The organism is Amycolatopsis camponoti (assembly GCF_902497555.1).
In the GTDB taxonomy this organism is placed as follows: Bacteria; Actinomycetota; Actinomycetes; order Mycobacteriales; family Pseudonocardiaceae; genus Amycolatopsis; species Amycolatopsis camponoti.
The window spans coordinates 3111286-3124614 of the sequence record NZ_CABVGP010000001.1 but is presented as its reverse complement, the minus strand read 5'-3'; the positions used below and the strand labels follow the sequence as shown (position 1 = coordinate 3124614).

Genomic DNA, 13329 nt, shown 5'->3' with positions numbered 1-13329 from the left:
CCCGCACGTCAGAGCTCGCGGACCGACTCCGTCTCGAACGCGGCCAGCACGACTCGCGCGGAGCAGCGGCTGTGCCCGGCCGCGGTCGACGGCTTCCGCCGCACGACGACCTCGTACCGCCGGGCTCCCCCGGTCACCAGCACCTTCCGGACATCGCCGCCGGGTTCCTCTTCGGTCGCCAGTACCGCGTCGAGCCCGCGCAGGCCGGTGCGGCCGCGGATCTCGATCTCGGCGAACTGCGACCACGGGCTCTCCGCGGAGGTCCGGCCGCGCAGGTTTTCCAGGCGGACGTTGCCGCTGAGCGCTTCCTTGGCGACGAGCTCGGCCTCGGTCACCGCGAGGCTGCCGTGGAGGTAGCCGTCGGGGACCGTCAGCAGGTTGCCGGCCCAGCGGTCGCCGCCGACGTGGCTGACCTCCCAGACCTGGCCGGGGTGGTTCTGCGCCAGCCCGGTCACCACCGGACGCCCGAAGACCGCGCAGCACATGTCCTTGCTGCCGTGCGTGCAGACGAGGAACAGCGGCCCGGACACCGGCTCACCGTGCCCGCCGCGGCCCGCGGCGACGGCTTCGAAATCGAGGCCGGCCAGGTCGGCGGCGTCGAGCCGTTCGAGCCAGCGGTGCCCCGGCCGGCCGCTGGCGACGTAGACCGTGCGCGGGGCGCCCGGGACCAGCGCGTGGCGGCCGGGCTTGCGGATGAGCAGGGGCCGGAGGCCGGCGTCCCGGGCGGCCTCGAGCCGTCCGGCGGGCAGCGCCTCGGCCAGCACGTCTTCGAGAGCGTCCGGGCCCCAGGAACCCGGCTGCTCGATGAGCAGCCACGACGTCATGCGCGCGGCGGTCCCGGCGGGCTCGCCACCGAGCTCGCGCGTCAGCGCGGCGCACGCGGGCGCCGCGGTCGGGCCGGGAGAGCAAAGTCCCGCCTCAGCCATGAACCCTGACTTAGGCATGCCTAAGCGTACCCGAATTCTCGCGCGTCAATCCCCCTGATGTGACCGGCTCGCCGACCAGGCACCCGATCGTGCGCCGAACGGTCACCGACCGGTCACCGACCGGGCCGGGGTGACGTCGCTGCGTCACCCCGGCGGTCGTCACGCTCTCGCCACGAGCCCCTGGGTGACCAGCTCGCCCAGCAGCGCCCGCACGGTGGCCCGGTCCACGCCCGGCGCGGCGTCGGCCAGCACCTTGAACGGCTGCGGCGTGCCGCCCAGCAGCGCTGCCAGCACCGGCCGCGCGGGCGCCGCGAACACCAGGCGCTTCCCCGCGGCGACCAGGGCGACCGTGCCTTCCCCGTCCACCAGCGCCGCCCGCGGCGCGAGCAGCCGGACCTCGAAGTCGTCGTCCGGTGGCAGCAGCTCCGCCGTCGCCGCCCACGGCAGGCCGACGCGGGTCTGCGCGGGCGCCTGGGCGTCACGGTCGGCGAGGAAGCGGTCGACGAGGTCCCCGGCGGTCAGCTCGGCGAGCCGGCGGCGCACCGCCTCGGCCCGCTCGGCCCGCACCTCGGGCCCGGCGAACCGGGGCAGGTCGGCCCGGAACAGCTCGTCGGCCCGCAGCTGGTCGGCCAGCCACGCCACCAGGTCCACGCCGGTGGCGGCGTTGAACCCGATCGTCAGGTGCAACGACTCCTCGCCGACGGCGGACACGTCGTGCCAGTGCCCGCGCGGCAGGTAGAGGACGTCGCCGTCTTCCAGCAGGAAGTCTTCGTACGGCTCCCCCTCCGGACGTTCCGGCAGCTCGACGTCCCGCTGCAGCGGCGAACGCCGGGTGACGCCGTGCAGGCGCCAGCGCTTGCGCCCGGAGAGCTGGATGATGAACGCGTCGTGGTCGTCCCAGTGCACGTCGAAGCCGTGCGTGGTGCCCCAGCCCGCGTACAGGTTGACCTGGATCCGCTCGCGCAGGTCGTGCTCGAGCCGGCTCGCCAGCTCCCCGACGCCGTCGACCAGCTCGTTGACCGAGTCGACGACGAGCGTCGCCCCGGACCGCAGGTGTTCGGCGAAGGGCGCCGACAGGACGCGCGGCACGAGGCCGTTGCGCCGGGTCGACACCATCTCGGTGTAGGTGTGGGCGGGCACGACCTCGCCGTCGAGGGCGAGGCGCAGCCGCGGGAACTCCAGGCGGTGCTGGCGCAGCACCCGGTCCAGCTCCGGCCACGGGAGGAGGCCGGCGAACCGGCCCTTCTCCCCCGGGAACCGCCGGGGCGCCTTCCCCAGGACTTCTTCGAAGAACCGGCCGGCCTCGAGCGGTGCCACGAGGCCGGCCAGTCCGGGAATCTCCGTCATGGAGCGGGACGACCGCTAGTCGTTGCCGTCGTTGTCGGCGACCGCGCCATTGGCCTTGCCCCGGTCCACCGCGGCCGTCAGCGTCTCCACGCCGAGCAGCAGACCACTGGCGGGCATCTCGGTGGGGGTTGTGGCGTTTTCCATCCGGACCCTCGCAAACGTCGACGACAGGGATTCCCACGCTACGTCAAGATCCGGCGATCGGGCATAGGTCATTTAGGTAGTCCGAAACCGCCGGCCCGTCACCGGCGTCGGAGATCACCGCGACGCAGCCGTCGGGCCGGATCAGCACGAGCGTGGTGCCGGACGCGCCGTAGGCGGCGGCGAGGTGGCCTCCGGTATCGGCGATCTCGCCCGGACCGTCCGGCCGTCCGACGACGCGGAAAGTCCTGAGTCCGGGTGGAAACGTCGCCGGCCCGCCCCCGAAGTCCAGGAGTGTGAAGCCGCCTCCGCGCGTCAGGTCGAACAGCCGGCGTTCGCCGTCCACCGTCGTCAGCCCGGACGCGTCGGGAGCACGGTCGCCCGCGCGCAGCGACGCGGTGTCGTCGCGGTCGTCGCGGGCCAGCGCCGACCCGCGATAGCCGATGCCGAGCTGCGTCGTGGCCGCGTCGCGGCGGAGCGGGATGCCCTTTCGCTCCAGCGCTTCCGCGAGGCGCGCGTCCGAGAGCGCGAGCACCCCCTCCGCGACCGGGCGCCGCTCGGCCTCGTAGCTGTCGAGCAGAGCCGGCGAGGCGCCCTTCGCGACCGCCGCGAGCTTCCAGCCGAGGTTGTGCGCGTCCTGGATGCCGGTGTTCATCCCCTGGCCGCCGGCGGGCGAGTGGATGTGCGCGGCGTCGCCGGCGAGGAACACGCGGCCCTCGCGGTAGCGGTCGGCGAGCCGGACGTTGGCGCGCCACAGCGACGCCCACTCCGGCTCGTGGAGCCGGATGTCGGCGCGGCCGCTGCGCCGCTCGAGGATCGCCCGCAGGTTCGCGAGCGCGAGCCCGGGGTCCTGCCCCGGCGCGATGCTCGCCTGGAACTGGAAGGCGCCGGTCGAGGGCAGCGGGCAGAGGCTGACGAAGCCTTCCTCGTGCCGCCACAGGTGCCAGGCATCGCGATCGAGGCCGCCGGCGTCGACGTCGGCGACGATCATCCGCACCTCCTCCCGGGTCTCGCCCTCGAACGCGATCCCGGCCCGCCCGCGGACGGTGCTGTGGCCGCCGTCGCAGCCCACCAGCCAGGACGCCGTGACCGTCTCCGCCACACCGTCCGCGACGAGCACGGCCGACACGCCTTCGTGCGACTGGTCGAAGCCGTCGAGCGCGGTGCCGAACTCGACCGCGCCGCCCAGCTCCGCCAGCCGCAGCCGCAGCGCTTCCTCGACGCGCCATTCGGGCGTGATCAGGCTCGCCGGGTACGGGATGTCCGGGCGGTCCCCGAGTGTCTCGGTGCCCCCGAGCGTCACGCGGCCGTCGGGAGCGGCCGACCGGATCGGCATCGCCGTCCGGCCGTGGGCGAGGACGCGATCGACGACGCCGAGATCGTCGAACACCTCGAGGGTCCGCGGCTGGACGCCCTTGCCGCGCGAGCCGGGCCGCGGCCCGGGGGCGGCCTCGACCAGGCGGAACGGGACGCCGTCGCGGGCGAGCTCGCAGGCCAGCGTGAGACCGGTCGGGCCGGCGCCGGCGATCAGCACCTGGGTCGTGGTCATGGTCAGCCCCCGTCAAGAAAGGAATCACTTTCTAACCAGGTTAGGCGGACTTGCCGAGAAAGGAAACCCTTTCTATCGTGACGGGGTGACCTCCGAGCCCGTCCGCCGCCGCCGGCACGGCAAGCAGCTGGAGTCCGAGCTGCTCACCGCCGGCTGGGACGAGCTGGTCGAGACCGGGTACGGCCGCCTGACGATGGAGTCCATCGCCGTGCGCGCCCGCACCAGCGAGGCCGTGCTCTACCGCCGCTGGGCCAACAAGGACCAGCTGGTGCTGGCCGCGATGGAGCACTACCGGAACGCCCACCCGGTCGCGGACCCCGACACGGGCACCCTGCGCGGCGACCTGCTCGCCCAGCTGGCCGCGGTGAGCGAAACCCGTGCCCCGTTCTTCGCCATCGCCGCTGCGACCGCGTTCTCGGGACTGCTGGCCGGCACCGGCCTGACCCCCGCGCAGGTCCGCGCCGAGGTCATGGGCGAGGAGGTGCTCCCCCACGCCCGGGCCGTCTACCGGCGCGCCCACGACCGCGGCGAGCTCGACCTCGGCCGCGTTCCCGCCACGGTGCTCGACCTGCCGTACGACCTGGTGCGCCACGACCTCCTCATGGAGCTCCGCCCGCCGGAGCCGGCCCGCATCCGGGAGATCGTCGACGAGCTCTTCCTGCCCCTCCTGCGGAACCACCGGGCGGGCCGGACGTCCTGGGAGTGATCCCGTTCTTTCGCACGAAAGGACCCGCGGATGTCCCTCTTGACGAGCCGGGTGCCGAGCGCGGACGAAGCGATCCCCGAGGAGGCGCCCGGTAAGCCGCCACGGCGGTGGCCGCTCGTGCTCGTCGTGGCCGCCCTGCTCGCCGGGATGGCGATCGCGATGATCACGACGGCCGTCGAGCAGTCCCCGACGATCGACGAGCCGGTCTACGTCGGCACGGCCGTGGTCTACCTCGACCAGCACAGCCTGCGGTACAACCCGGAGCACCCGCCGCTGGGCAAGCTGATCATCGCGACCGGCCTCGCCTTCACCGGCGCGCACCTCGACCCCGGGTTCACCGGCGACCAGACGCAGCTCGGCCGGCACGTGCTGTACGAGTCGGGCGAAGACCCGGGAGGGCTGATGCTGGCGGCACGGCTGCCGGTGATCGTGCTGACGCTCCTGTTCGGACTGGTCGTCTTCGCGTTCGCCCGCGAGCTGACCGGCCCGGCCGGCGGGGTGACGGCACTGGCCCTGTACGCGTTCTCACCCGACGTCATCGCGCACGGATCGCTGGCCACGCTCGACGTGCCGGTCGCCGGGTTCCTGCTGACGTCGGCCTGGCTGCTGTGGCGGGCCCGGCGGCGTCCCGGTCTTCATGTTCCCCTCTCGGGGCTCGCCTTCGGCGCGGCCGTGGCCACGAAGATGAGCGCGCTGGCGGCGGTTCCGGTCGTGCCGCTCCTGGTCGTGCTGTCGGTCTGGCACGCCCGCCGCGGCATCGGTCCACAAAGGACGCTCCGGGTACTCGGACTCGGCGTGGCCGCGGCGGTCTCCGTGACCCTGCTCGCGGTCGCCGTGGTGTGGGCCTCCTACCTCGTCGTGGATCCGCGGCTGCACTGGACGCCGCCGCCGGACCTGCCGGCCGACCACGGCTTGCGCGCGCTCGTCGACCGGCTGCCGCTGCCCCGGCCGTACCTCGACGGGATGCGCGTCCAGTTCGCCTTCGAAGACCGGACGTGGAGCACCTTCCTGCTGGGCCGGTACCACGCCGGCTCACTGTGGTACTACCTGCCGGTCGCGCTGCTGGTGAAGACGCCGCTGGCCACGCTGGCCCTCGGGCTGGCCGGCGCGGTCGCGCTGCCGGCGGTCCCGCGGCTGCGCCCGGCGGCGCCGTACGTCCTCGTCCCCGCGGCGGTGCTGCTGGCCGCGGCGATGACCAGCACCCGCGACCTCGGGGTCCGGTACGCGATCTTCGTGCCGATGTTCCTGGCGGTCGCCGCGGCGGGCTTGGTCGCGGTCCGATGGCGGTGGGCACACGTCGCGGCGGGGGTGCTGGTCGTCTTCGCCGCGGTCAGCTCGCTGCGGACGTTCCCCTACTACCTGCCGTATTCGAACGAGGCGTTCGGCGGCCCGGCGCAGACCCACCTGAGCCTGCACGACTCGAACGTCGACTGGGGCCAGGACCTGGGCCGGCTCGCGGACCGCCTGCGCCAGGACCACCCGGGCGAGCGGGTCTGGCTGGTCTACAAGGGCAGCGGCGTGCCGTCCGCGTACGGCATCGACGCGGCCGACCCGCTCGCCGTGCCCCCGGACGACGTGCACGGCCTGCTCGCCGTGTCGGACTCCGCCATCGCCAAGGCGGACGACCGCTTGACGGCGCTGATCTCCGGCAGCGCCCCGATCGACGAGGTCGGGCACTCGATCACGCTCTACCGCCGCCCGTGACCCGCCGCCGAGTGCTGCCATTTGCCGTCTGCAAATTGCAGTTTTGTCAGGGCGCTCAAGTGAGCGCCATTGCAGAAAATGAATACCGGGACGCATTTCGGACCCCGCGAACAAGTCACGAGCTGAAATGAAAAGTTGCTCCGAACGGTCGTATTTGAAACTGGCGCGGACACATAACGTCACAGGCCTGCGCGAGCGACCGCCGGATGGCCGAACACAAGTCCCCGGCCGGTCGATTGTGGACATAGCACGTGATCGCACTGGAGGACGGCTTTTCATGACGATCGATCTGGCCTTGAAAGAAGCGATGAGCATTCCCGGCGCCGTCGGCGCGACCCTCGTCGACTACGACAGCGGGATGTCCCTCGGTTCGCTGGGCGGTGGCGACTGGCTCGACCTGGATATCGCGGCGGCCGGCAACACCGAGGTCGTCCGCGCGAAACTGCGCGTCATGTCCTCTCTCGGGTTGGACGACAGCATCGAGGACATCCTCATCACCCTCCACCGCCAGTACCACCTGATCCGGCCGCTGTCGGCCCGCGGCAACTCCACCCTGTTCCTCTACCTGGTCCTGGACCGCGAACGAGCGAACCTCGCGCTCGCCCGCCACAGCCTCAAGCGCATCGAGACCAGCCTGTCCGTATGACGAGTGCCGACACCCACAGCCAGCCCTCCCGCGCCCCGCTGCCGGTCCGCAAGCCGGCGCCGGAAAGCACCGGTCCCCCGCCGGACCGGGCGGCCCGGCGCCCGCCACTCGACCCCGAACGGATGCTCGAGGCGTTGCGCGAGGTCGCGGACCAGGTCGACCAGGTGGCCGGGCTGCTCGTGGCCACCCACGACGGCCTGGTCCTGGCCGACGACACCGAGGCCGTCGAGGCCGACAGCGTCGCCGCCATGTCGGCGGCGGCCATCGGGCTCGCCGCGCAGTTCACCGCGCAGGCCCGGATCGGCGAATCCCGCAGTGCGCTGTTCGAAGGCAGCTCCGGCTACGTCTGCGTCTTCCCCGTCGAAGGGTCGCTCCTGCTCGTCGTGTTCGGCCAGCCGGACATCACCATGGGCCTGTTCACCCTCGCCGCCAAGCAGGCGCTGACGCTGCTCCGCAACCGCCTCCCGGCGCCGGGAGGGTCCCACCGGACGCCGCCACCGCCGGAGTGACGCCCGGCCTCCTCCCCCGGTCTCGGATGACTCGTTCAGGACCTCACGAGCCCTGAACGGGTCATTCACGACGCCGGGTGGCGGTCGCCGGCTTCACCAAGGTGCGCAGGTTCGCGTCCGGCGGGTACGCGCGGGGGAGCGCCACGCCGATCCGGGGCAGGTCGCCTTCGTCGCGGTAGGCGAGGTACATCGGTTCGAAGCGCGGGCTGAACTTCAGCTTGAACGCGTGCAGCGAGCGGAAGCCGTACACCGGTTCCAGCTCTCGGCTGAGCATGTCCAGCAGCCGTTCGACCGCGGCCGGCTCGGCCGTCGCCGCCGCCGACCGGGCCAGCGGTGCGCCCGACAGGGACACGAACCGCATCCCGTCCGCCTGGAACGCCAGGATGGCGGACCCGATCAGGAACTCCACGGCGGGCCGGAAACCGTCGCCGCGGCGGCGCATGAGGTCCAGGGTCCAGCCGTGGACCTCGCCGTCCGGCCCGTGCACCGGCAGCCACGACGTGACGCCGTGCACGCTGCCGTCGGCGTCGACGGCCAGGCCGACCCGGGTGGCCGGGTCCAGCGCCTCCTCCACGCCGCCGAGCGTGAACCCCATCTCCGGCATTCCCTTGTCACCACCCATTCCTCGCAGATGGCGCGGACCTGGCTGCGGACGCCCCACGGCTCCTCGGCCAGCACGACCTGGCGGTACGCGACGCCTTCCTTCGCGGCGCGGCGCCGTCCTCGGGGTGACCGTGGCGCTTTGGCACCTGCCGCTGGTCACCTCGGGCATGCTCGCGCCGTTCGGGCTCCCGGTCACCTTCGCGATCACGCTGGTCTACGTCTGGCTGGTCAACCGCGCCGGCGGCAGCGCCCTCGTGGCGGTGGTCTTCCACGTGACGCAGAGAGCGATCGGTGCCGCCGCGCTCGGCTTCACCGGCGCCGACGCCGATCGGCTGGGCCGGCTCACCGGCGTGCTGTGGTGCCTGATCGCCGTCGGCGTGGTGACGTTCGACCGCCCGGCTCGGCGATCACCCGGCCAGGCGCGCATCCGCCGTTCCGTCGACGTCCCGGCGTGACGCCTCGCCGAGAGTGCCGCTGATGTAGCGCAGTTCGCCCATGCGCAGGTCGTCGTCCGTCAACGGCGGCAGGTCGTGGGCGGCGAGGAGGTCGCGCGTGGTGACCGCGTTCAGCGTCCACCCTCGGGCGGCCAGGTAGGGACCCGCTTCGTTGCGCTCGCCGAAGAACCGCAGGCGCGCCATGTCGGTGTCGAACCCGTGCTCGCGCCAGAGTGCGGAGATGCCGTCCAGGCGTTCCTTCGTCTGGTCCTCGGCACCCGGTCGTGGGTTGGGCCTGCTTTCGGTGGCCACCCGGCTGCCCGGCGCGCTGAGGGCGGTGACGGTGTCCAGCAAGCGATCCTGCGCCTCGGGCGGCAGGTAGCCGAGCAGTCCCTCGGCGCTCCACGCGCTCGGCCGCGCCGGGTCGAACCCGGCGGCGCGCAGGGCGGCGGGCCACTCGTCGCGCAGGTCGGCCGCCACCACCCTCCGGTCGGCGGTGGGCTCGGCGCCCAGCTCGGCCAGCGCGCGGGTCTTGAACGCGACGACCAGCGGCTGGTCCAGCTCGTAGACGACGGTCCCGGCCGGCCAGGGCAGCCGGTACGCGCGGGAATCCAGCCCCGAAGCCAGGATCACGACCTGGGCGATGCCCGCGTTCGCCGCGTCGAGGAAGAACTCGTCGTAGAACCGGGTGCGCACCTTGGCCCCGTCGATCGCCACCTGGCCGACCAGCTCCCCGGGCGGCAGCTCACCGGTCGCGAGCCGGGTGAGGAGATCGATGCCGACCGCCCGGACGAGCGGCTCGGCGAAGGGGTCGTCGATGAGCGGATCGGTGCGGGTCGCGATCGCCCTGGCCATCGCGGCCATGGTCGCGGTCGCGCCGACACCGGCCGCCAGGTACCCGTCGGAAGTCATCAGCGGACCGTAACGGCCGCTCCGCGCGGCCTGGCTAAAGTGAGAGCCGTGACCGCTCGTTTGCCTCGCCACCGGCGTCCCGCGGCCCGGATCCTCGACGCGGCGCGCGCGGTGTTCGTCACCGAAGGCCTGGACGTGCCGGTCCGGGAGATCGCCCGGCGCGCCGGGGTGGGACCCGCGACCGTCTACCGGCACTTCCCGGCCAAGGAGGCACTGGTCGCCGCGGCGTTCACCGAGCAGGTGCGCGCCTGGCGGTCCACAATGGACGAAGGGCTGGCCGATCCCGATCCCTGGCGCGGGTTCCGCGTCACGGTCCGGAAGCTCTGCGAGCTGCAAGCACGCGACCACGGATTCACCACCGCCTTCAAGTCCACGTTCCCGCGCACGCTGGACTTGACCGCGATGCGCGCGGCTTCGCTGACCTCCGCGGCCGCACTGATCCGCCGCGCCCGGGAAACCGGCCACCTGCGCCCCGACGTCGGCCTGGCCGACCTGAACCTCGTGCTCATGGCGAACACCGGCATCCCCGCGAGCACCCCGGCGGCCCGCGGGCGGTTCGCCGACCTCATGGTCCGGGGATTCCGGGCCCGCTGAACCTCAGCCGTCGGCGAGGCGCTGGATCACCGTGCTCAGCCAGTCCTGGAGTTCCGCGGGGTCGCCGAGTTCGGATCGCAGCACGCGGCGGCGGGTCGAGACACCGAGCACGAACGCGTCGATCGCGGCGGCGCGACGACGGGCTTCCGCGTCGTCCAGGCCGCTGTCGCGCAGGTAGCGGTGCAACGGCTCCAGCGAGTGCGTGTCGAGGAACGCGGCCAGGGCCTCCGCCGCCTCCGGGCGTTCGCCCGACGCGCGTTGCAGCACCAGCAGCGGGTCGTCCCCCGACTCGCCGGACCAGCGCCGGACGATGCTCACCGAGAGCCGCGCACCCAGCTCGGCGCGGTCGCCGCCGAAGGAGTCCTCGACCGGGATCTCCACCCGGGTCGCCGCCAGGAAAAGGCCCTCCTTGCCGCCGAAGTAGCGCGTGATGAGGTTGGGTGACACGCCGGCGGCGTCGGCCACGCCCTTGACCGTGATCGCCGTGTAGCCGTGCCGGGCGAACTGGCGTCGCGCCTGTTCGAGGATCCGCAGCCGGGTGGCCGCCGCGTCGCGCGAAGTCATGTGTACGAGCATACACATCATGTGTATCGTCGTACACATGATGGACGAACTGCGGGAAAGACTCCGGCGGACCCGGCGGGTCACGCTCCCCTGGAGTGCCGACGAGACGCGCGGCGTCACCGGCACCCGGCTCGACGAGCTGCTCGCCCGCTGGGCCGACGGGTACGACTGGGACGTGCACGAGCGCCGCATTCGCGCGCTCCCCTGGGTCACGGTGGGCGGCCTGCGGGTGATCCACCAGCGGTCCGCGGATCCCGGCGCCCCGGTCGTCGTGCTGCTGCACGGCTGGCCGGACTCGGTGCTGCGCTTCGAACGCGTCCTGCCGTTGCTGGCGGACGCGCACGTGGTGGTCCCCGCGCTGCCGGGCTTCCCGTTCGCGGCGCCGCTCACCGCGCCCGGCATGTCGGCCGGCCGCATGGCCGAGGTCGTCGCGGGCGCTCTCGCGGAACTCGGTTACCCGCGCTACACGGTGTCGGGCGGCGACGTGGGCGGCACCGTCGCGGAGGTCCTGGCGGGCAACCACCCGGACCGGGTGGCGGCACTGCACCTCACGAACGTGGCCCCGCAGCGCGCGCTCACGGCGGACCCGGCGGCGCTCGACCCCGACGCGGCCGCTTACCTCGCCCGGGCGGCGCGCTGGTTCCGCGCCGAGGGCGGCTACATCGCCGAGCAGTCCACGCGGCCGAACACCTTGGCGGTCGCCCTCGGCGACTCCCCCGCCGGGCTCGCGGCGTGGATCGCGGAGAAGCTCGAATCCTGGTCCGGCGCATCGGCCTTCACCGTCGACGAGCTGCTCACGTGGATCACCGCCTACTGGGTCACCGGCACGATCGGCACGTCGTTCACGACCTACACCGAACCGGTCCCCCTCCCCGGCCGCCTCGAGACGCCGACCGTGCTGTCGGTGTTCCCGCACGACATCAAGCCGGAGCCGCGGAGCTACGCCGAGGCGTTCTTGAACATCCGCGAGTACGTGGAACACCCGGCCGGCGGCCATTTCGCCGCATGGGAGGCGCCGGAGGCTTACGCCCGCGACGTGCGCCGGGCGACCGAGCTGGGCGGTCAGGCGGCGGGAAAGCAGGCCGAAACCGACCGGCCTGCCGCGCCCCTGACCGGCCTCGCGGAGATCAACCACCGGCCGTGGCGAGCCGGTCGGATTTCGTGACCGCCACCACGACGGGAACCTCCCGGGCCCCAGGTCCGTTTACCCTACCTACGGCACCGTAAGTTACGGTCGCGTAGGTACGGAAGGACGCCCCATGCCGGTTCCGGAAAGCACGCGCCTGTTGTACGAGCTGGAAGGGACGGTCGAGGAGAACCTCAACCGGCACCTCGCCGCCGCCCAGGAGTGGATGCCGCACGAGTACGTCCCCTGGAGCCAGGGGCGCGACTTCGCCGAGCTGGGCGGCGAGGCGTGGGACCCCGAGCAGTCCCGGGTCAGCCCGATCGCGCGGACGGCGCTGGAGGTCAACCTCCTCACCGAGGACAACCTGCCGAGCTACCACCGCGAGATCGAGCGCGCGTTCGGCCGCGACGGCGCGTGGGGCACCTGGGTGCACCGCTGGACGGCCGAAGAGGGCCGCCACGGCATCTGCATCCGCGACTACCTGCTGGTCACCCGCGCCGTCGACCCGGTCGAGCTGGAGCGCATGCGGATGGAGACGATGCAGGCCGGCTACGACACCGGCGACAAGCCGTTGCTGCAGGTCTGCGCGTATGTCTCGTTCCAGGAGCTGGCCACCCGGATCTCGCACCGCAACACCGGCCGCTACACGCAGGACCCGCTGGCCGAGCGGCTGCTGGCCCGGGTGTCCACGGACGAGAACCTGCACATGGTCTTCTACCGCAACCTGGTCAAGGCCTCGCTGGAGATCTCCCCCGACGCCATGATGCGCGCGATCACCGACGAGGTCGTGTCGTTCGCGATGCCGGGCGCGGTGATCCCGAGCTTCGCCAGGAAGGCGGCCCTGATCGCCAAGGCGGGCATCTACGACCTGCGTATCCACCACGACGACGTCGTCCTGCCGCTGCTGCGCTACTGGAAGGTGTTCGACCTGACCAACCTCGGCCCGGTGGGCGAAGCCGCCCGGGACGAGCTGGCCACCTTCCTCAAGGCGCTCGACGCCCAGGCGGCCCGCTTCGAAGAACGCCGTGACGCCGCCGAGGCCCGCCGCAACAAGATCAAGAACGGCTGACCCCGGTTCAGGCGGACGGCTCTCCGAGAGCCTTGAGCAGCAGGCGGTGCAGGGTCTCCTGTTCGCCGGGGCTCAGCTCGGAGAGCAGTTCGCCGGTGACCGCGGCCGAGACGTCCTCGACCTTCGCGACCGCGGCCCGGCCGGCTTCGGTCAGGGTGAGCACGTGCCGGCGCCGGTCCTCGGTGTCCCGCTCCCGGAGCACCTGACCCGCCGCCTCGAGGCGGTCGAGCACCTTCACCAGGTCACTGCGGTCCAGACCGAGGCGGTCGGCGACGCGCTGCTGGGCCAGCGGGCCGAACTCGCCGACGCAGACCAGGACGTAGAAGTCGCGCAAGGCCAGCCCGGACCCGGCCAGCGCCGCGTCGATCCGGCCGACCCCGCTGCGGTGCAGCCGCCCCATGAGGTAAGTGGGCCAGCGCAGCAGGGCACGGGGACGAGGGTCGGTCACCCGCTGATCCTATGCCGAAAAAGCGGGTTGGCACAATTGTAGGAACTCCCT

15 protein-coding genes and 1 pseudogene are annotated in these 13329 nt (G+C 72.7%); 8 read left to right on the top strand and 8 right to left on the bottom strand.

From position 1 onward, the window contains the following. Positions 1-8: 8 nt before the first annotated feature. The 4 genes from AA23TX_RS14850 to AA23TX_RS14840 all read right to left on the bottom strand — a co-directional run bounded on the left by AA23TX_RS14850 (position 9) and on the right by AA23TX_RS14840 (position 3963). Positions 9-926 (bottom strand): ferredoxin family protein, encoded by a 918-nt coding sequence (locus tag AA23TX_RS14850; protein ID WP_230862498.1) that lies wholly within the window; start codon positions 924-926, stop codon positions 9-11. A gap of 159 nt (positions 927-1085) precedes the next feature. Further along, complete coding sequence (locus tag AA23TX_RS14845) at positions 1086-2273, bottom strand: cupin domain-containing protein (protein WP_155543105.1); 1188 nt, start codon at positions 2271-2273, stop codon at positions 1086-1088. Between the two features lie 15 nt (positions 2274-2288). Next, entirely contained in the window at positions 2289-2417 is a 129-nt protein-coding gene (locus AA23TX_RS50715; protein WP_277875388.1) for a hypothetical protein, read from the bottom strand. Between the two features lie 43 nt (positions 2418-2460). After that, complete coding sequence (locus tag AA23TX_RS14840; protein WP_155543104.1) at positions 2461-3963, bottom strand: FAD-dependent oxidoreductase; 1503 nt, start codon at positions 3961-3963, stop codon at positions 2461-2463. Positions 3964-4048: 85 nt separating this feature from the next. On the opposite strand from AA23TX_RS14840, the gene AA23TX_RS14835 reads away from it, so the two are divergent. The 4 genes from AA23TX_RS14835 to AA23TX_RS14820 all read left to right on the top strand — a co-directional run bounded on the left by AA23TX_RS14835 (position 4049) and on the right by AA23TX_RS14820 (position 7528). Beyond that, positions 4049-4669, top strand: a complete 621-nt coding sequence (locus AA23TX_RS14835) for a TetR/AcrR family transcriptional regulator (RefSeq protein WP_230862497.1) — start codon at positions 4049-4051, stop codon at positions 4667-4669. 30 nt (positions 4670-4699) lie between these two features. Next, on the top strand, positions 4700-6373 hold the full coding sequence (locus AA23TX_RS14830) for a phospholipid carrier-dependent glycosyltransferase (protein WP_155543102.1): 1674 nt from the start codon (positions 4700-4702) through the stop codon (positions 6371-6373). A gap of 277 nt (positions 6374-6650) precedes the next feature. Next, a complete protein-coding gene (locus AA23TX_RS14825) occupies positions 6651-7019 on the top strand; it encodes a hypothetical protein (RefSeq protein ID WP_155543101.1) in 369 nt (122 codons plus the stop codon). Next, positions 7016-7528: a roadblock/LC7 domain-containing protein gene (locus AA23TX_RS14820; protein WP_230862496.1), complete on the top strand. Its 513-nt coding sequence runs from the start codon at positions 7016-7018 to the stop codon at positions 7526-7528. Before AA23TX_RS14825 ends, AA23TX_RS14820 begins: the two co-directional genes overlap by 4 nt. A gap of 61 nt (positions 7529-7589) precedes the next feature. On the opposite strand, the pseudogene AA23TX_RS14815 reads toward AA23TX_RS14820, so the two are convergent. Next, a pseudogene (locus tag AA23TX_RS14815) lies at positions 7590-8242 on the bottom strand (phosphatidylglycerol lysyltransferase domain-containing protein); the annotation flags it as partial. 14 nt (positions 8243-8256) lie between these two features. On the opposite strand from AA23TX_RS14815, the gene AA23TX_RS14810 reads away from it, so the two are divergent. Then, positions 8257-8586, top strand: a complete 330-nt coding sequence (locus tag AA23TX_RS14810; protein WP_155543100.1) for a hypothetical protein — start codon at positions 8257-8259, stop codon at positions 8584-8586. Here AA23TX_RS14810 and AA23TX_RS14805 read toward each other — a convergent pair. Next, on the bottom strand, positions 8539-9477 hold the full coding sequence (locus AA23TX_RS14805; RefSeq protein ID WP_155543099.1) for an SAM-dependent methyltransferase: 939 nt from the start codon (positions 9475-9477) through the stop codon (positions 8539-8541). The genes AA23TX_RS14810 and AA23TX_RS14805 overlap by 48 nt on opposite strands. 48 nt (positions 9478-9525) lie before the next feature. Here AA23TX_RS14805 and AA23TX_RS14800 point away from each other — a divergent pair, with 48 nt between their 5' ends. Beyond that, the gene (locus AA23TX_RS14800) at positions 9526-10071 is read left to right on the top strand and encodes a TetR/AcrR family transcriptional regulator (RefSeq protein WP_155543098.1); all 546 of its coding nucleotides are present in this window, start codon (positions 9526-9528) and stop codon (positions 10069-10071) included. A 3-nt stretch (positions 10072-10074) separates the two neighbouring features. Here AA23TX_RS14800 and AA23TX_RS14795 read toward each other — a convergent pair whose 3' ends face one another. Further along, positions 10075-10635, bottom strand: coding sequence for a TetR/AcrR family transcriptional regulator (locus tag AA23TX_RS14795; protein ID WP_155543097.1), 561 nt, complete (start codon positions 10633-10635; stop codon positions 10075-10077). A 37-nt stretch (positions 10636-10672) separates the two neighbouring features. Here AA23TX_RS14795 and AA23TX_RS14790 point away from each other — a divergent pair, with 37 nt between their 5' ends. Then, a complete protein-coding gene (locus AA23TX_RS14790; RefSeq protein ID WP_155543096.1) occupies positions 10673-11800 on the top strand; it encodes an epoxide hydrolase family protein in 1128 nt (375 codons plus the stop codon). Between the two features lie 94 nt (positions 11801-11894). Continuing rightward, on the top strand, positions 11895-12830 hold the full coding sequence (locus tag AA23TX_RS14785; RefSeq protein ID WP_155543095.1) for an acyl-ACP desaturase: 936 nt from the start codon (positions 11895-11897) through the stop codon (positions 12828-12830). A 7-nt stretch (positions 12831-12837) separates the two neighbouring features. Here the strand turns inward: AA23TX_RS14785 and AA23TX_RS14780 are convergent, their stop codons facing one another. Further along, positions 12838-13278, bottom strand: coding sequence for a MarR family winged helix-turn-helix transcriptional regulator (locus AA23TX_RS14780; RefSeq protein WP_230862495.1), 441 nt, complete (start codon positions 13276-13278; stop codon positions 12838-12840). Positions 13279-13329: the final 51 nt, after the last annotated feature.

Excerpts from the sequence above, each read along its gene's own strand:
- AA23TX_RS14850 (WP_230862498.1), bottom strand. The coding sequence starts at position 926 with ATGGCTGAGGCGGGACTTTGCTCTCCCGGCCCGACCGCGGCGCCCGCG.
- AA23TX_RS14845 (WP_155543105.1), bottom strand. The coding sequence starts at position 2,273 with ATGACGGAGATTCCCGGACTGGCCGGCCTCGTGGCACCGCTCGAGGCC.
- AA23TX_RS50715 (WP_277875388.1), bottom strand. The coding sequence starts at position 2,417 with ATGGAAAACGCCACAACCCCCACCGAGATGCCCGCCAGTGGTCTGCTG.
- AA23TX_RS14840 (WP_155543104.1), bottom strand. The coding sequence starts at position 3,963 with ATGACCACGACCCAGGTGCTGATCGCCGGCGCCGGCCCGACCGGTCTC.
- AA23TX_RS14830 (WP_155543102.1), top strand. The coding sequence starts at position 4,700 with ATGTCCCTCTTGACGAGCCGGGTGCCGAGCGCGGACGAAGCGATCCCC.
- AA23TX_RS14825 (WP_155543101.1), top strand. The coding sequence starts at position 6,651 with ATGACGATCGATCTGGCCTTGAAAGAAGCGATGAGCATTCCCGGCGCC.
- AA23TX_RS14820 (WP_230862496.1), top strand. The coding sequence starts at position 7,016 with ATGACGAGTGCCGACACCCACAGCCAGCCCTCCCGCGCCCCGCTGCCG.
- AA23TX_RS14805 (WP_155543099.1), bottom strand. The coding sequence starts at position 9,477 with ATGACTTCCGACGGGTACCTGGCGGCCGGTGTCGGCGCGACCGCGACC.
- AA23TX_RS14795 (WP_155543097.1), bottom strand. The coding sequence starts at position 10,635 with ATGACTTCGCGCGACGCGGCGGCCACCCGGCTGCGGATCCTCGAACAG.
- AA23TX_RS14790 (WP_155543096.1), top strand. The coding sequence starts at position 10,673 with ATGATGGACGAACTGCGGGAAAGACTCCGGCGGACCCGGCGGGTCACG.
- AA23TX_RS14785 (WP_155543095.1), top strand. The coding sequence starts at position 11,895 with ATGCCGGTTCCGGAAAGCACGCGCCTGTTGTACGAGCTGGAAGGGACG.